The sequence below is a fragment of the Pseudomonas sp. NBRC 111132 genome, from assembly GCF_001320565.1.
Taxonomy (GTDB): domain Bacteria; phylum Pseudomonadota; class Gammaproteobacteria; order Pseudomonadales; family Pseudomonadaceae; genus Aquipseudomonas; species Aquipseudomonas putida_P.
On the sequence record NZ_BCBI01000030.1, the window covers coordinates 23,159 to 40,970 of the forward strand.

Consider the following 17,812-nt stretch of genomic DNA (forward strand, 5'->3'; position numbering starts at 1 on the left):
ATCAATGCCGCACATTCTGATCGTCGAAGACGAAACCATCATCCGCTCGGCCCTGCGTCGCCTGCTTGAGCGGAACCAGTACCAGGTCAGCGAAGCCGGCTCGGTGCAGGAAGCCCAGGAACGCTTCAGCATTGCCACCTTCGACCTCATCGTCAGTGACCTGCGCTTGCCAGGCGCTCCCGGCACCGAGCTGATCAAGCTCGGCCAGGGCACCCCGGTGCTGATCATGACCAGTTACGCCAGCCTGCGCTCGGCGGTGGACTCGATGAAAATGGGCGCGGTGGACTACATCGCCAAGCCCTTCGACCATGACGAGATGCTGCAAGCGGTGGCGCGCATCCTGCGTGACCGGCAAAACGCCCCGGCCGCCGCACCCGCTGCCGAGCCACGCGCCAGCAATGGCAAGGCTGCCCCAGCCGATAAAAGCAGCGCGGCAGCGGCCAATGGCGAAATCGGCATCATCGGCTCGTGCCCGCCCATGCAGGACATGTACAGCAAGATCCGCAAAGTCGCACCCACCGACTCCAATGTGCTTATCCAGGGTGAGTCGGGCACGGGTAAAGAGCTGGTGGCCCGCGCCCTGCACAACCTGTCGCGCCGGGCCAAGGCGCCGATGATTTCAGTGAACTGCGCGGCCATCCCCGAGACACTGATCGAGTCCGAACTGTTCGGCCACGAAAAAGGCGCGTTCACCGGTGCCAGCGCCGGGCGCGCCGGCCTGGTGGAAGCCGCCGATGGCGGTACGCTGTTCCTCGATGAAATCGGCGAGCTGCCGCTGGAAGCCCAGGCTCGCCTGTTGCGCGTGCTGCAGGAAGGAGAGATTCGCCGGGTGGGTTCGGTACAGTCGCAAAAGGTGGATGTGCGCCTGATCGCCGCGACCCACCGCGACCTGAAGAACCTGGCCAAGGCCGGCCAGTTCCGTGAAGACCTCTATTACCGCCTGCACGTGATCGCCCTGAAGCTGCCGGCCCTGCGCGAGCGCGGCAGCGACGTCAACGAGATCGCCAGCGCCTTCCTCGCTCGCCAGAGTGCGCGCATCGGTCGCGACGACCTGCACTTCTCGGCCGAAGCCGAGCAGGCCATTCGACACTACAGCTGGCCGGGTAACGTGCGCGAGCTGGAAAACGCCGTGGAGCGCGCGGTGATTCTCAGCGAGAGCGCAGAGATTTCCGCCGACCTGCTGGGTATCGACATCGAGCTGAGCGACCTGGAAGAAGACGACATCCTCGACAACGCCCTGGTGGTGGCCAGTGCGGCCAGTGCCAGCCACGAGCCGACCGAGGACCTGTCGCTGGAAGACTACTTCCAGCACTTCGTGCTCGAACACCAGGACCACATGACCGAGACCGAACTGGCACGCAAGCTGGGCGTCAGCCGCAAGTGCCTGTGGGAACGCCGTCAGCGCCTGGGCATCCCGCGGCGCAAAAGCAACGCTACCAGCGAATAACCAGCCTGCGCACGGTACGCCGCAGCAATTGCGGCGCCTATGCGATCGAGCGCCGCGCGGGCGGCGCTCGATCGCATAGGCCCTGAACGGGACATGGCGAGCACACCTGGCTTCAAAGCCCCCCGGTAACACATCAGTTCCCGCAAAAATCTGTTACCCAACCTTTCCGCCGTAACAGTTCCCGAGGCGTACGGTAACGAAATTTCGACATTTTCGGCGTCACGAAAATCACCAGAACACCTCAACCCCTTGATTTTGCTAGGTTTCAAAAAGTTGGCACGGCACCTGCTATATGCTTAGTACAAAAACAATAACAAGCACTGCAACCTACAATAAGAACAAGACGAAACGGCTCACGCACAATAAAAACAAGACGGCGGAGGCGCAGCTAACTGATTCTTTTGGAGAGGATGCGTGTTTGGGGCTTGCCCCACGACCAGGCAGAGAACAACAAAAACTGCACTAAAAAGCAGCGCCTGAACTGGTTGGATCGACAGATCAACGTGACATCAGCGGCCAAAGCAATCCGTTTGCTCTTAACCCCTGGTTTAGGGGTCGTCCACAAGCTTCGAGATTTGTGGACAGGGCGCTCAACAAAAACAAGAAGCCCAGCAAAAAAAACAATAAGAGCACGCAACGACTTCTTGGGGAGCTTAGGCTCCCCTTGTCGTTTCTACCCTTCTGGCAGGCATCCTGCCACCCGCCTACACCATTCCTCGAGTAAATGCTAGAATCCCCGCCCATCATGCGGCCATTCTCCTATTCTTGGCCGAACATTCCTTCACACAGTGCATCCCATGCTGAAGAAGCTGTTCCAGTCTTTCCGCCCGCCCGTACCGGGCCCGCACCACAGGCGCACCACGCCTGAGGTGATCAACAAGAGCCAGCACTCGCTGCAGCGCCACCAGTTCAGCCGCCATGCGGTGAACATCGTGGAGCGCCTGCAAAGCGCCGGCTACCAGGCTTACCTGGTCGGTGGCTGTGTCCGCGACCTGATGCTGGGCATCACGCCGAAGGACTTCGACGTCGCCACCAGCGCCACCCCCGAACAGGTTCGTGCCGAGTTCCGCAACGCGCGCATCATTGGTCGCCGCTTCAAGCTGGTCCACGTGCATTTCGGCCGTGAGATCATTGAAGTCGCCACCTTCCGCGCCCACCACTCGGAAGACGACCAGGGCGACGCCCACCGTTCGTCGCATAACGCCAGTGGTCGCATCTTGCGAGACAACGTGTACGGCACCCTGGAAGAGGACGCGCAACGCCGCGACTTCACCATCAACGCCCTGTACTACGACCCGGTCAGCGAGCGCATTCTCGATTACGCCAACGGTGTGCACGATGTGCGCAATCGCCTGCTGCGGCTGATTGGCGACCCGACCCACCGTTACCAGGAAGACCCGGTGCGCATGCTGCGTGCGGTGCGCTTTGCCGCCAAGCTCGACTTTGGCATCGAAAAGCACACCTTCCAGCCGATCCGCGGCCTGGCCCCGATGCTGCGCGAGATTCCGCCCGCGCGCCTGTTCGAAGAGTGCCTCAAGCTGTTCCTCAGCGGCCAAGGTGCTATCGCCTTCGAAATGCTGGTCGACCTGGAGTTGTTCGAGCCGCTGTTCCCTGCCAGCGCCCATGCCCTGGACGAGCGCCCAACCTACACCCACACGCTGATCAGCCAGGCGCTGAACAACACCGACCTGCGCGTGAAGCAGGGCAAACCGGTGACGCCGGCCTTCCTGTTCGCTGCACTGCTGTGGCCAGCCCTGCCAGCCCGCGTGCTGCACCTGCAGAACCAGGGTGTGCCGCCGATCCCGGCCATGAACGGAGCGGCTCACGACCTGATCGCCGAGCAATGCGCGCGCATCGCCATTCCCAAGCGTTTTACCCTGCCGATCCGCGAGATCTGGGACATGCAGGAGCGCCTGCCACGCCGCAGCGGCAAGCGCGCCGACATGCTGCTGGACAACCCGCGCTTCCGCGCCGGTTACGACTTCCTGCTGTTGCGCGAAAACGCTGGGGAAGAAACCGACGACCTCGGCCAGTGGTGGACCGATTACCAGGATGCCAACGACAGCGAGCGCCGCGAAATGATCCGCGAGCTGGGCAACCGTGACGAAGGCACCGGCGCCGGCCCACGCAAACGCAAGCGCAGCGGCAGCAAACGCAAACGCGGTGGCGACGAGGCGTTCGAGTGACCATTCGCGCCTATGTAGGCCTGGGCAGCAACCTGGACGCACCTGCCGAGCAGTTGCGTAGCGCCTTGCAGGCGCTCGACCAGGTCGAGGCCACACGCCTGGTAGCGGCCTCGGCACTCTACACCAGCGACTCGCTGCTGCCTGGCCAGCCGCGCTATACCAACGCCGTGGCCGCGCTGGACACAACCTTGGCGCCATTGGCCCTGCTCGATGCCCTGCAGGCCATCGAGAACGACCAGGGTCGCGTGCGCAAGGAACGCTGGGGCCCGCGCACGCTGGACCTGGACATTCTGCTGTTCGGCGACCAGGTACTCGACGAGCCACGCCTGAAAGTGCCGCATTACCACATGCATGCCCGCCCCTTCGTGCTGTACCCGCTGGCCGAACTGGTACCGGGCGATTTCCGCCTGGCCGATGGCCGCGCGCTCGCACAACTGCTCGACGGCTGCCCGTTCGTCGGCCTGGAACGCCTGTAAACCGGGCGTTCCAGCCTGCCACCCAGCAGCGGTAACGCCAGTAACACCCTGATCGTAACAATGCGGTAACAGGGTGATTGACTTCCCTTACCTCGCTCACGACTATAGGCGTCCCGTGTGGCACCAAAGTGCCGCATACCCGTATTTAGGCCCGGACGGACCTGTACCCGAACATCACACGCGATGATGTGCCGCTCCGGAAGATGACTACACGCGTTGAATGCAGTCGTTTTTTACAGCGCCTGAACGAGGAATTTCCTACATGCCTGAAGTAACCCTTACCACCCTCAATGGCCTCAAGGCCAAGGGTGAAAAAATCACCATGCTGACTTGCTACGACGCGACCTTCGCCAAGGCCGCCAGCCAGGCCGGCGTTGAAGTGTTGCTGGTGGGCGACTCACTGGGGATGGTCCTGCAGGGCCACGACAGCACCTTGCCGGTAACCACGGCAGACATGGCCTACCACACCGCCTGCGTCAAACGCGGCAACGACGGTGCGCTGATCCTCGCCGACCTGCCTTTCATGGCGCACGCTACCCCGGAGCAGGCTTTTGCCAACAGCGCCACGCTGATGCAAGCCGGTGCCCACATGATCAAGATCGAAGGCGCAGCCTGGCTTGCCGAAACCATCCGCCTGCTGGCCGAGCGTGGCGTGCCGGTGTGCGCGCACATGGGCCTGACCCCGCAAACCGTCAATGTGCTGGGCGGCTACAAAGTGCAAGGCCGCCAGGAAGCCCAGGCCCGGCAGATGCGCGCCGACGCGATTGCCCTGGAGCAGGCCGGTGCGGCCATGCTGCTGCTCGAATGCGTACCCAGCGAACTGGCGGCGGAAATCACCAACGCCGTGGGCATTCCCGTAATCGGTATTGGCGCGGGCAGCGCCACCGATGGCCAGGTACTGGTGCTGCACGACATGCTCGGCTTGTCGCTGAGTGGCCGGGTACCGAAGTTCGTGAAAAACTTCATGCAAGGCCAGCCAGATATCCACAGCGCCCTCGTCGCTTATGTCGAGGCCGTCAAGCAAGTCAGCTTCCCAGGCAGCGAACACGGGTTCAGTGCATGAATACAGTCAAGACCGTCCGCGAACTGCGCGCGGCAGTAGCCCGCGCCCGCGGTGAAGGCAAACGTATCGGCTTCGTGCCGACCATGGGCAACCTGCACAGCGGCCACGCGGCGCTGGTGACCAAGGCCGCGCAGCGCGCCGATTTTGTGGTCGCCAGCATCTTCGTCAACCCGCTGCAGTTCGGCGCCAACGAAGACCTCGACAAGTACCCGCGCACTTTGGCCGCCGACCAGGAACGCCTGCTGCAGGCCGGCTGCAACCTGCTGTTCGCGCCCGCCGTGGAAGAGATGTACCCCGACGGCATGAGCGTGCAAACCCGCGTCAGCGTGCCCCAACTTTCCGAAGGCCTGTGCGGCGCCAGCCGACCAGGGCATTTCGAAGGCGTGGCCACGGTAGTCAGCAAACTGTTCAACATGGTTCAGCCAGACCTTGCCGTGTTCGGCGAGAAGGACTTCCAGCAGCTGGCGGTGATCCGCGCCATGGTGCGCGACCTGAACATGCCGATCCAGATCATCGGCGAACCCACCGTGCGTGCCGACGATGGCCTGGCGCTGTCGTCGCGCAATGGCTACCTCACGCCTGAGCAGCGTACTGCCGCGCCAGCGCTTTACCGCACGTTGCAGCACATTGCAGCGGGCATCGGCCGTGGCCAGCGCGACTTTGCCGCGCTGGTCGCAGAAGGCCAGGCGCAACTGAACGCTGCGGGTTTCCGGCCGGATTACCTGGAAGTGCGCCATGCCGTGAGCCTGCGCCCGGCACTGATCGACGATCGAGACCTGGTGGTGATCGCGGCGGCGTACCTGGGTAACACGCGGTTGATCGACAACCTGTACCTGCATCTGGAAGAAAAGACTGCGTAACGGCATTGGGCTGCTTTGCAGCCCATTCGCGGGCAAGCCCGCTCCCACGGGCGCCCGCCAAATTCCCCCGCCATACCCATTCCCTGCAAGTGGCCTTTGCCTATAATGATGCCAGCCTGAACCCGGCAATAACTGCCGTGTCCAAGGCCTCACCACGCACCAAGGGAACCCCGCGCAATGGCGTATTACCGTACACCCCACGATGTGACGGCCCTGCCCGCCTGGCAGGCGCTTCAGCAACACCGCGACGCCATGCAAGGCTTCAGCATGCGCGAAGCCTTCGCCGCCGATGCCCAACGCTTCGACCAGTTCTCCCTGAGCTGCTGCGGCCTGTTCCTCGACTACTCGAAAAACCTGATCACCGAACAAAGCCGCGACCTGCTGGTGAACCTGGCCAACGAAGTGGGCCTGCAGGACGCCATCAAATCGATGTTCGCCGGCGAAATCATCAATGCCTCCGAAGGCCGCCCGGTGCTGCACACCGCCCTGCGACGGCCCGTAGGCGACAAGCTCAGCGTCAACGGCGTGAATGTCATGCCGGAAGTGCACAAGGTACTCAACCAGATCACCGAACTGGTCGGGCGCATCCACGACGGCCTGTGGCGCGGCTACAGCGAAAAACCGATTACCGACGTGGTCAATATCGGTATCGGCGGCTCGTTCCTCGGCCCCGAGCTGGTCTCCGAAGCGCTGCTGCCCTACGCCCAGCGCGGCGTGCGCTGCCATTACCTGGCCAATATCGACGGCAGTGAATTCCACGAGCTCTCGGCCAACCTGCGCGCCGAAACCACCCTGTTCATCGTCTCGTCAAAGTCGTTCAATACCCTCGAGACCCTGAAAAACGCCATGGCCGCGCGTACCTGGTACCTGGCCCAGGGCGGCTCGGAAGCCGAGCTGTACCGCCACTTCATCGCGGTTTCCAGCAACAAGGCCGCTGCGGTGGCGTTCGGTATCCGCGAAGAGAACATCTTCCCGATGTGGGACTGGGTAGGCGGGCGCTACTCGCTGTGGTCGGCCATCGGCCTGCCGATCGCCCTGGCCATCGGCACGGCCAACTTCAAGGAACTGCTGTCCGGTGCCTACACCATGGACCAGCACTTCCAGACCGCCCCCTTCGACAAGAACATGCCGGTGCTACTGGCCTTGCTAGGTGTGTGGTACGGCAACTTCTGGGGCGCGAACAGCCACGCGATCCTGCCGTACGACCACTACCTGCGCAACATCACCAAGCACTTGCAGCAGTTGGACATGGAGTCCAACGGCAAGAGCGTGCTGCAGGACGGCACCCCGGTGAAGACCGACACCGGCCCGGTTATCTGGGGTGGCGTGGGCTGTAACGGCCAGCACGCCTACCACCAGTTGCTGCACCAGGGCACCCAGCTGATTCCGGCCGACTTCATCGTGCCGGTCGTGAGCTTCAACCCGGTGGCCGACCATCACCAGTGGCTGTATGCCAACTGCCTGTCGCAAAGCCAGGCGCTGATGCTGGGTAAAACCCGTGAGGAGGCTGAAGCCGAGCTGCGCGGCAAAGGCCTGAACGAAGCGGATATCGAGAAGCTCGCACCGCACAAGGTGATCCCGGGTAATCGCCCGAGCAACACCCTGGTGGTCGAACGTATCAGCCCTCGCCGCCTGGGCGCTCTGGTGGCGATGTACGAGCACAAGGTGTTCGTGCAGAGCGTGATCTGGGGTATCAATGCCTTCGACCAGTGGGGCGTTGAGCTGGGCAAGGAGCTGGGCAAGGGCGTTTACCAGCGCTTGGTCGGCAGCCTGGAAGAAAGCGCCGAAGATGGCTCCACCCAAGGGCTGATCAACTACTTCCGCGGCCGCCACCGCGGGTGATCTAAAGCCTGTACGCACCTCTTCGCGGGCAATCCCGCGAAGAGGCCTGCAAGGTTGAACACCTCTCCCAGCTACACTGTCCTATCGAATAGCCGTTGCAGTCCATCGCCCCTTACAAGAGCAGGACCACCCGCCATGTTCGATATCCGCAACTATCCCCAGGCCCTGGCCGTCAGCCAGTCCGCCACCCTCACCCCCGACGAATACCATCGCCTGTACCGCCAGTCGGTCGACGATCCTGACACCTTCTGGGCCGAGCAGGCCAAACGCCTGGACTGGATCAAGCCCTGGTCGAGCGTGCAGCAATGCGACCTGAATACCGGCAAGGCCCGCTGGTTCGACGGTGCACAGCTCAACGTCAGCTATAACTGCATCGACCGCCATCTAGCCCAGCGCGGCGAGCAGACGGCCCTGCTGTGGGAAGGTGACGACCCAAAAGACTCCAAGGCCATCACTTACCGCGAGCTGCACCGCCAGGTCTGCCGCCTGGCCAATGCAATGAAGGCGCGCGGGGTCAAGAAAGGCGACCGGGTGTGCATCTACATGCCGATGATCCCCGAAGCCGCCTTCGCCATGCTCGCCTGCACCCGCATCGGGGCCATACATTCGGTAGTGTTCGGCGGTTTTTCCCCCGACGCCCTGCGCGACCGCATTCTCGACGCCGACTGCCGCACCGTGATCACCGCCGATGAGGGCGTGCGTGGCGGCAAGCGTGTCCCGCTGAAACAGAACGTCGACAAGGCCTTGGCCAGCTGCCCAGCGGTCAGCAGCGTGTTGGTGGTGCGCCGCACCGGCGGCGATGTGGCCTGGGCCGAAGGCCGCGACCTCTGGTACCACGAAGTAACGGAAACGGCCGGCGACGACTGCCCCCCCGAGCCGATGGCGGCCGAAGACCCCCTGTTCATCCTCTATACCTCCGGCAGCACCGGCAAACCAAAGGGCGTGCTGCACACCACCGGCGGCTACCTGCTGCAAGCGACAATGACCTTCAAGGTAGTGTTCGACTACCGTGACGGCGAGGTTTTCTGGTGCACTGCCGATGTCGGCTGGGTTACCGGCCACAGCTACATCGTCTATGGCCCGCTGGCCAATGGCGCCATCTCGCTGATGTTCGAAGGCGTACCCAACTACCCGGACACTTCACGCTTCTGGCAGGTGGTGGACAAGCACCAGGTAAACATTTTCTACACCGCCCCGACCGCCCTGCGCGCATTGATGCGCGAGGGCTCCGCGCCGCTGCAGGGCACCTCGCGCAAGAGCCTGCGCTTGTTGGGCAGCGTCGGCGAGCCGATCAACCCTGAAGCCTGGGAATGGTATTTCGAGGCGGTCGGGCAGAAGCGCTGCCCCATTGTCGATACCTGGTGGCAGACCGAAACCGGCGGCATCATGCTCACCCCGCTGCCCGGCTCGCAGGCACTCAAACCCGGTTGCGCCACACAGCCCATGTTTGGCGTGCAACCGGCGCTACTGGACGAAAAAGGCAAACTGATCGAAGGCCCCGGCGCTGGCCTTCTGGTCATCAAGGCCAGCTGGCCCGGGCAGATCCGTAGCGTCTATGGCGACCATCAGCGCATGGTCGACACCTACTTCAAACCCATGCCCGGCTACTACTTCACCGGCGACGGTGCCCGCCGCGACGCCGATGGCGACTACTGGATCACCGGGCGCATCGACGATGTGATCAACGTGTCCGGGCACCGCATAGGCACCGCCGAAGTAGAAAGCGCACTGGTGCTGCATGACAGCGTCGCCGAGGCAGCCGTGGTCGGTTACCCCCACGACCTCAAGGGCCAGGGCGTCTACGCCTTCGTCACGACCATGAATGGCGTGACGCCAGACGACACGCTAAAGGCCGAGCTGCTGGCACTGGTAAGCAAGGAAATCGGCAGTTTCGCCAAACCCGAGCTGATTCAGTGGGCGCCGGCGCTACCCAAGACGCGCTCAGGCAAGATCATGCGGCGTATACTGCGCAAAATCGCCTGCAACGAGCTGGACAACCTGGGCGATACCTCGACCCTTGCCGACCCCAGCGTGGTACAGGGCCTGATCGACAAACGCCTTAACCAGTAACCGGCGGCCGCTGTTCATGGCCGCCCCGCACCGCAGGTCCCCATGGAAGCCCTTCGTCGCCGTATCGAAACCCAGGTCATGAGCCTCACCGGGCTGGCCCTCGGCCAGCTCGACCTGGAATCGCCCAAGGGCGACCCTGGCCTGTTCGGCCCGCACAGCATCAGCTGGCGGGTGCATGGCGACTTCCCGAGCATGCTGGTCGGCGGCATCAGCGCCCTGATGCTGCAGCTGTTGCATCCGTTGGCCCTGGCCGGCGTGTGGGACCACTCCAATTTCCGCGAAGACCTTCTCGGCCGCCTGCGCCGCACCAGCCAGTTCATTTCCGGCACCACGTTCGGCGCCACGGGCGACGCCGAATGGCTGATCGACAAAGTGCGCACCATTCACCTGCAAGTTACCGGCACCGCGCCGGACGGCCGCCCCTATGCGGCCAGCGACCCGGACCTGCTGACCTGGGTGCATGTGGCGGAGGTCAGCAGTTTCCTCGCCGCTCATCTGCGTTACCGCAACCCGCAGCTGCCGCGCACCGAGCAGGATGCCTATTACAACGAAATCGCCCTGATCGCCGAGCGCCTTGGCGCCCGTGACGTGCCGCGTTCGTGCCAACAGGTGGAAGACTATCTGCAACGCATGCACCCCCAGCTGCACTGCGATGCGCGCAGCCATGAAGTGATACGAGTCCTGCTCGACGCCCCTGCCCCCAGCCGCCTGGCACAGCCGGTGGGCAAGCTGATGCTGCACGCCGGTATCGACCTGCTACCGGGCTGGGCACAGGCCATGCTCGGCCTGCAACATGGGCCTTTGCAGCAGCGCCTGATTCGCCTGGGCCTCAGGCACACAGCGCCAGTACTGCGCTGGGCAATGCGCGACGGCTCGGCGCACCGGGCCAAACGGCGCATGGGCATTGAGTGAGGTCAAATGGTCGCCCCTGCGGAACTGATTTAACGTGCCATACTCCAAGCACTCCTGCTTAGACAGACGAAGCGACACATGTACAAAGGATTGACTCGCGCCGCTGGCGCAATCGTGGCCCTGGTAGCCCTCTATAGCCTGCTCGGCTTCCTTATTCTTCCCGGTGTCGCGCTGCGCATCGCCAACCAGCAGTTGGCCCAGTACGCGACCGTGCCGGCCCACCTCGAGCGGATCGAACTCAACCCCTTCAGCCTCGAGCTGACGCTGTGGGGCCTGCAGATCGGCGAGCCGGGCAAAGAGCAAGTCGCGTTCGAGCGGTTGTACGCCAACCTCTCGCTCGACAGCCTGTGGACCAAAGCCCTGCACCTGGAAGCGGTCGAACTCGACAAACCACGCAACGAAGTCCTGTTCGCCAAGGACGGGGCCCTCAACCTGACCGGGTTGTTCAAGCTGCCCGCCAGTGAGGCCAAACCTGACGAGCCGCCCAGCGACCCGTTCCCGTTGCGTATTGGCAGCATCAAGCTGGTCGACGGCTACCTGCACTTCGAGGACCAGCGCCCTAGCGAGCCGATCGAATTCCTCTACGACAACATGAACCTGGAGCTGAAAAACCTCAGCACCCTGCCCAACGACAATGCCGACATGTCCCTGGTGGCCCTCGGCCCCAACGGCGGGCGTATCGACTGGAAAGGCACCCTCAGCCTGGCGCCGATCGCCTCCGAAGGCACGCTGAAGGTCACCGAAGGCAAGATGAAGGCGTTCTGGCCCTATGTCCGTGACGCCGTGCCGCTGGTGCTGGAAGACGGCGTGATCAGCCTCGACACCCACTACAAGCTCAACCTCGCCCAGCAGACTGAGCTGCAACTGGACAACGCCTCCGTGCGCATCGCGCCGTTCGCCATCAAGGCGCCGGATGGCCGCCCGTTGGCACGCCTGGCCAGCCTGGAGGTGAGCGAAACCTCTGTCGATCTGGTCAAGCAACTGGTCACCGTGGGCAAGATCCGCAGCGAAAAACTGGAAACCTGGGCCGCACTGGAAAAGGACGGCCAACTCGACTGGCAGAAGCTGTTCGCCAGCCAACCGGCCAAGGCCACGCCAAAGGAAAAGGCCGAACCTGCCGCCGCCGAGCCTACGCCTGAAGAGAAAGCCGCCAAGGCGCCCAGCAAACCCTGGCAAGTGCTGCTCAAGGATGTGCAACTGCGCAACTACCTGGTGCACCTGGCGGACCGCAGCCAGAAAGAACCGGTAGCCTTGGACATTGGCCCTCTCAACGCCGACCTGCAAGGTTTCGACAGCCTCAACCAGTCGCCCTTCACCCTCAAGCTCGACACCGGCGTGGGCAAGCAAGGCAAGCTGCAAGCGGCTGGCCAGGTCAACCTGGCGCCAATTTGGGCCAAGTTGGATGTGAGCACCCGTGACATCGACCTGCGCGTGGCCCAAGCCTACATCAGCCCGTTCATCCTGCTGGAGCTGCGCAGCGGCATGCTTTCCAGCGACCTCAAGGTAGACCTGAAGAACACCGCGCCGCTGGCGTTCAATGTCACCGGCAAGGCGCAAGTCAGCCAGTTGCACACCCTCGACACCATCAAAAGCCGCGACTTCGTCAAATGGCAGCAAGTGAACGTCGACGGCTTGTCCTACGTGCACGGCGATGCACTGTCGATCGACAAGGTAACCCTGCTGCAGCCCTATGCGCGTTTCATCATCAACGAAGACCGCACCACCAACGTCAATGACCTGCTGATCCCACAGCCGGCCGGCGCCCCGGCGAGCAACACGTCAAAGCCGGCCTCGGCCAGCAGCGCCAAGCCACTGGGCATTCACATCGGCCAGATCGACATCAACGACGGCTCGGCCAACTTCGCCGACCTGTCGCTCACCCCCAACTTCGCCACGGCCATCCAGCAGCTCAATGGCCAAATCGGCACCATCGACAACCGCAAGCCGCTGCCGGCCAAAGTGGACGTCAAGGGCAAGGTCGACCGCTACGCACCGGTTACCATCAAGGGCGCTCTCAACCCGTTCAACCCGTTGGCCAGCCTGGACATCGCCACCAGCTTCAAGCGCGTCGAGCTGACCACGTTGACGCCCTACTCCGGCAAATTTGCCGGCTTCCGCATCCGCAAAGGCCGGCTCAACCTCGACTTGCACTACCTGATCACCAACGGCCAGCTCAAGGCCGAAAACAAGGTCGTGGTGGAGCAGCTGCAACTGGGTGAAAAAGTCGACAGCCCGGACGCGGTCGACCTGCCGATCCGCCTGGCAGTGGCACTGCTTAAGGATACCGAGGGCAAGATCTCGATCGAACTGCCGGTCACCGGCGACCTCAACAACCCGCAGTTCAGCGTGATGCCGATTGTCTGGCAAACCCTGCGTAACCTGGTGCTGCGTGCGGCACAGGCGCCGTTCAAGTTCATTGGTGGGCTGATTAGCGGCGGGGGCGCGGAAGACCTCGGCAACGTGGCGTTCGCCCCGGGTTCCAGCGAACTCAGCGGCGATGCCCAGTCGTCCCTGGACAAACTGGCATCAGCACTTAAAGAGCGCCCGGAACTGCGTCTGGAAATCGAAGGCACCAGCGCCCAGGCCAGCGATGGCCCGCTGATCGCCCAGCAACGCCTGGAGCGTGAGTACCAGGCCACCTGGTACAAGATCCTGCAGCGCCGTGGCGACAAAGTACCGGCCAATGCCTCGATGCTGGTGGTCGACGACAGCGACAAGCCGGCAATGCTTGAGGGCATCTATCGCACTCGCCTTAAACAGCAGCCGCCTGCCGAATGGGAGCAACTGGGCCGCGACGAGCGCACCGCCAAGCTGCGCGAGGCTGTGATCAAGTCCTGGGCAGAGAGCACCGCACTGCTGCGTACCTTGGGCCAGGAGCGGGCCAGCAGTATCAAGGATTACCTAGTGGACAAGGGCAAGCTGGAAGATGACCGGGTGTATTTCATCGATACCAGCCTGGGGCAGCCTGAAAGCGATGGCCGGGTGGTGACGCCGATGCATCTGGATGCCGAATAATCGCTTAAGGCAGGCCCGGCCTCTTCGCGGGTAAACCCGCTCCCACAGGTACTGCACAGTCCTTGTGGGAGCGGGTTTACCCGCGAAGGGGCCCGATCAGGTGATATCAATTCAGGCACTCACCAACCGCTGCCCCGACACCGCCGGGTGATACAGCGGCTGCACCTTGTTCCCCGCCGGGTCCAGCAGGTGGAAGCTGCGCGCCCCGTCACCATGGTTGAAAGGCCGGTCCAGCAAGGTCACGCCATGGGCCTTGAAGTACTGGTACCAGGCCTCCAACTCCTCCACGCTGTCCACGATGAACCCGTAGTGATCCAGGGTCTGCAACCCATTGGCCGCCCCGGCCCCCCGCCCCAGCGACAGGTTGTCGTTACCGCAGGTGAGGTACACCAGGTCCTCGTTGGCGCGGTTCAGCACTTCCATGCCCAGCACATCGACGTAGAAACGCTCACACTCTTCAAGGTTGGGTACCAGCAAAGCGATGTGGCGCAGGCCATTCAGGCGGCCAGGGCGTGCAGGCAATTCGGACATTGGCGGGGCTCCATTTTTGTATACAATTCAAAACAGAATTTAAAACAAAAGGAGCGCTTTGTGTATAGCTTGTTCATCAAGACCCGAGTGAAGCCCGGCTGCGCCGAAGCTTTCCTGACCGCGATCAAAGTCAATGCCGCAGCTTCCGTCGCCAGCGAACCAGGCTGCCTGGTGTTCGATGTGTCGCAGGACCGGTTCGACCCAGACGTGATCTACCTCTACGAAATCTATCGCGATGATGCGGCGTATGACGCGCACACCCAGACCGCACATTTCCGCGATAGCCGCCCATTGGTCGAGCCCCTGATCGCCAAACAGGAATGCTTCGAAAGCGATGTGATCACGCGCAACCCGATGTACTAGCTGAGATGAAAAAGCCCCGGCTCAGGCCGGGGCTTTGTGCATAAGTGGCCAAATCCGTTTGGCCGACGGGACATTCCTTACTCGGATTTCAGGCCATCAGCCGAAACGGCCTGCACACCTTTGATCTTCTTGGCGATGGCAACAGCCATCTCTTTCTGTGCATCGGTCACCGCCACATCGGACGACAGCGACACGACACCCTTGTTGGTTTCGACTTTGATGTCGCTGCCAGGCACACCTTTCTCGGTCATCAGGTCAGCCTTCACCTTGGTGGTGATCCAGGTGTCGGAGGTAGCTTCCTTGGCTTTGGTCACCTCACCAGCCGCCAGAGTCATCGGCGCCTGGGTAGATTGCTGGGCGAATGCCGCGTTAGCCATGGTCAGGGTCAGAGCGGTGGCAGTAGCGGCAGCAATGGCGAACTTCTTCATGTGGGTCACTCCTGTTTTTCGAAAGGTCTGCGCCGTATGTCCTGGCGTCAGGTATGAGGGTAGTTGCATGTGCTGTGCCAGCTTTACCGCTTCGCTTGAACCTTTATAAATCAATGACTTAGCTAAACGCCATCACTTGAGCGTTCGTGCATTTTGCAATCAGCGTGGGAAACCTGCATGCAAGATGCAAGTCCGCTAAAGGTTCCCGTCGCGCATGAAAAAAGGGCCCCGAAGGGCCCTTTCCGTGTTGCGTGCAACCGTCGCTTAAACGCCCGAGGCCTTGGCCGCGGCTACGTCCTTGATCGACAGCTTGATACGGCCGCGGTTGTCCACGTCCAGTACCAGCACTTCGACTTCCTGGCCTTCTTTGAGGATGTCGGTGACTTTCTCGACGCGAGCATCGCTCAGCATGGAGATGTGCACCAGGCCGTCCTTGCCAGGCAGGATGTTGACGAAGGCGCCGAAGTCGACGATGCGCTCAACCTTGCCGACGTAGATCTTGCCGATCTCGGCCTCTGCGGTGATGCCCAGGATGCGCTGCTTGGCAGCCTCTGCCGCTTCCTTGGTTTCGCCGAAGATCTTGATCGAGCCGTCGTCTTCGATGTCGATCGAGGCCTTGGTCTCTTCGCAGATGGCGCGAATGGTGGCGCCGCCTTTGCCGATAACGTCACGAATCTTGTCGGTATCGATCTTCATCGCGATCATGGTCGGGGCGTTGGCCGACAGTTCGGTACGCGACTGGCCAATGATCTGGTTCATCTGACCGAGGATGTTCAGGCGCGCTTCCAGGGCTTGGCCCAGGGCGATTTCCATGATCTCTTCAGTGATGCCGTTGATCTTGATGTCCATCTGCAGCGCGGTCACGCCCTTGGCGGTACCGGCTACCTTGAAGTCCATGTCGCCCAGGTGGTCTTCGTCACCCAGGATGTCGGTCAGGACCGCGAACTTCTCGCCTTCCTTGACCAGGCCCATGGCGATACCGGCAACCGGTGCCTTCATCGGCACACCAGCGTCCATCAGCGCCAGGGAAGCACCACAGACCGAAGCCATGGAGCTGGAGCCGTTGGATTCGGTGATTTCCGAAACCACGCGAATGGTGTACGGGAACACGTCAGCGGCAGGCAGCATGGCCTGAACCGAACGACGAGCCAGACGGCCGTGGCCGATTTCGCGACGGCCAGCACCGCCCATACGGCCACACTCACCTACCGAGAACGGCGGGAAGTTGTAGTGCAGCATGAAGGGGTCTTTCTTCTCGCCTTCGAGGGTGTCCAGCAGCTGGGCGTCACGGGCAGTACCCAGGGTCGCAACGACCAGGGCCTGGGTTTCGCCACGGGTGAACAGCGCCGAACCGTGAGTCTTCGGCAGCACGCCGACTTCGATGTTCAGCGGGCGAACGGTCTTGGTGTCGCGACCGTCGATACGTGGCTTGCCGTTTACGATGTTTTCGCGAACGGTGCGGTATTCGATTTCGCCGAAGATTTCTTTCACTTCGGAAGCCGAAGGCTGGCCTTCTTCACCGGAGAACCTGGCGATCGCCTGATCGCGCAGCTCGCCCAGACGCGCATAGCGGTCGGCCTTGACGGTGATGGTGTAGCCCTGCGAAACCGCTTCGCCGAACTCGGCGCGGATAGCGTTGAACAGCTCGGTGTTGGCAACTGCAGGTTTCCAGTCCCAGGTCGGCTTGGCAGCTTCGGCGGCCAGCTCTTTGACAGCCTGGATCACAGCCTGGAATTCGTCGTGGGCGAACAGTACAGCGCCCAGCATCTGGTCTTCGGTCAGCTCTTGAGCTTCCGATTCAACCATCAGTACGGCGTCGGCGGTACCGGCAACGACCATGTCCAGGCTCGAGGCAGCCAGTTGCTCGTAGGTCGGGTTCAGCAGGTAGCCGGTGCTTTCGTGGAAAGCAACGCGAGCGGCGCCGATCGGGCCTTCGAACGGGATGCCGGAAATGGCCAGGGCAGCCGAGGTACCGATCATCGCAGCGATGTCCGGGTCGGTCTTCTTGCTGGTGGAAACCACGGTGCAGACAACCTGCACTTCGTTCATGAAGCCTTCCGGGAACAGCGGACGGATCGGACGGTCGATCAGGCGCGAGGTCAGCGTCTCTTTCTCGGAAGGACGGCCTTCACGCTTGAAGAAGCCACCCGGGATCTTGCCGGCGGCGTAGGTCTTTTCCTGGTAGTGAACCGACAGCGGGAAGAAGCCCTTGCCTGGATCAGCCTGTTTGGCGCCTACCACAGTCACCAGCACGGTGACGTCGTTGTCGACGGTAACCAGCACGGCGCCGGTTGCCTGACGGGCGATACGGCCCGTTTCGAGAGTAACGGTCGATTGACCGAACTGGAAAGTCTTGATTACCGGGTTCACGGTTTCCTACCTTTTTCAGTGGCTCTTGGGGGAACTGGTTTCTTGCGAATTCTTGGGCAGAACGGGGAATCGGCCCCATTGACCGTCCAGATACAACACGAGGTTGGGAGCCTGGCTGAAGAGCGGAAAACCGCTCAACTTCACCAGGCTGCCAACCTCGGAGATACGCATGACATGCTCATAGACAACGCTGCCAGGCAGCGTTGCCAATGCATGAGACACGCCATGCACACCACTGACCAGGCCGCT

The 17,812-nt window shown here is 62.3% G+C and carries 13 protein-coding genes; 10 read left to right on the top strand and 3 right to left on the bottom strand.

From position 1 onward, the window contains the following. Window positions 1-4: 4 nt before the first annotated feature. From APH35_RS15610 to APH35_RS15650, 9 genes are all read left to right on the top strand, one after another. Window positions 5-1,447 carry a sigma-54-dependent transcriptional regulator gene (locus tag APH35_RS15610; protein ID WP_012274227.1) on the top strand — a complete coding sequence of 481 codons (1,443 nt, stop codon included), beginning with the start codon at window positions 5-7 and terminating at the stop codon, window positions 1,445-1,447. A 797-nt stretch (window positions 1,448-2,244) separates the two neighbouring features. After that, window positions 2,245-3,633 (top strand): polynucleotide adenylyltransferase PcnB, encoded by a 1,389-nt coding sequence (locus tag APH35_RS15615; protein WP_060515073.1) that lies wholly within the window; start codon window positions 2,245-2,247, stop codon window positions 3,631-3,633. Further along, entirely contained in the window at window positions 3,630-4,109 is a 480-nt protein-coding gene (folK, locus tag APH35_RS15620; RefSeq protein WP_012274229.1) for a 2-amino-4-hydroxy-6-hydroxymethyldihydropteridine diphosphokinase, read from the top strand. The genes APH35_RS15615 and folK overlap by 4 nt, the downstream gene beginning before the upstream one ends. Window positions 4,110-4,371: 262 nt before the next feature. Continuing rightward, window positions 4,372-5,172 (top strand): 3-methyl-2-oxobutanoate hydroxymethyltransferase, encoded by an 801-nt coding sequence (gene panB, locus APH35_RS15625; RefSeq protein WP_012274230.1) that lies wholly within the window; start codon window positions 4,372-4,374, stop codon window positions 5,170-5,172. Further along, complete coding sequence (panC, locus tag APH35_RS15630; RefSeq protein WP_060493846.1) at window positions 5,169-6,032, top strand: pantoate--beta-alanine ligase; 864 nt, start codon at window positions 5,169-5,171, stop codon at window positions 6,030-6,032. The genes panB and panC overlap by 4 nt, the downstream gene beginning before the upstream one ends. A gap of 177 nt (window positions 6,033-6,209) precedes the next feature. Then, entirely contained in the window at window positions 6,210-7,874 is a 1,665-nt protein-coding gene (gene pgi, locus APH35_RS15635; protein ID WP_012274232.1) for a glucose-6-phosphate isomerase, read from the top strand. Window positions 7,875-8,009: 135 nt separating this feature from the next. Beyond that, window positions 8,010-9,944 carry an acetate--CoA ligase gene (acs, locus tag APH35_RS15640; protein WP_060515074.1) on the top strand — a complete coding sequence of 645 codons (1,935 nt, stop codon included), beginning with the start codon at window positions 8,010-8,012 and terminating at the stop codon, window positions 9,942-9,944. A 42-nt stretch (window positions 9,945-9,986) separates the two neighbouring features. Further along, complete coding sequence (locus APH35_RS15645; protein ID WP_060515075.1) at window positions 9,987-10,856, top strand: oxygenase MpaB family protein; 870 nt, start codon at window positions 9,987-9,989, stop codon at window positions 10,854-10,856. Window positions 10,857-10,934: 78 nt separating this feature from the next. Then, window positions 10,935-13,871, top strand: coding sequence for a DUF748 domain-containing protein (locus tag APH35_RS15650; RefSeq protein ID WP_060515076.1), 2,937 nt, complete (start codon window positions 10,935-10,937; stop codon window positions 13,869-13,871). Between the two features lie 111 nt (window positions 13,872-13,982). Here the strand turns inward: APH35_RS15650 and APH35_RS15655 are convergent, their stop codons facing one another. Beyond that, a complete protein-coding gene (locus APH35_RS15655; protein ID WP_012274236.1) occupies window positions 13,983-14,402 on the bottom strand; it encodes a VOC family protein in 420 nt (139 codons plus the stop codon). A gap of 60 nt (window positions 14,403-14,462) precedes the next feature. On the opposite strand from APH35_RS15655, the gene APH35_RS15660 reads away from it, so the two are divergent. Next, a complete protein-coding gene (locus APH35_RS15660) occupies window positions 14,463-14,765 on the top strand; it encodes a putative quinol monooxygenase (protein ID WP_060493849.1) in 303 nt (100 codons plus the stop codon). Window positions 14,766-14,842: 77 nt separating this feature from the next. Here APH35_RS15660 and APH35_RS15665 read toward each other — a convergent pair whose 3' ends face one another. Both APH35_RS15665 and pnp read right to left on the bottom strand, forming a co-directional pair. Next, the gene (locus APH35_RS15665) at window positions 14,843-15,193 is read right to left on the bottom strand and encodes a BON domain-containing protein (RefSeq protein WP_012274238.1); all 351 of its coding nucleotides are present in this window, start codon (window positions 15,191-15,193) and stop codon (window positions 14,843-14,845) included. 264 nt (window positions 15,194-15,457) lie between these two features. Further along, a complete protein-coding gene (gene pnp / locus APH35_RS15670; protein ID WP_060515077.1) occupies window positions 15,458-17,563 on the bottom strand; it encodes a polyribonucleotide nucleotidyltransferase in 2,106 nt (701 codons plus the stop codon). Window positions 17,564-17,812 lie beyond the last annotated feature (249 nt).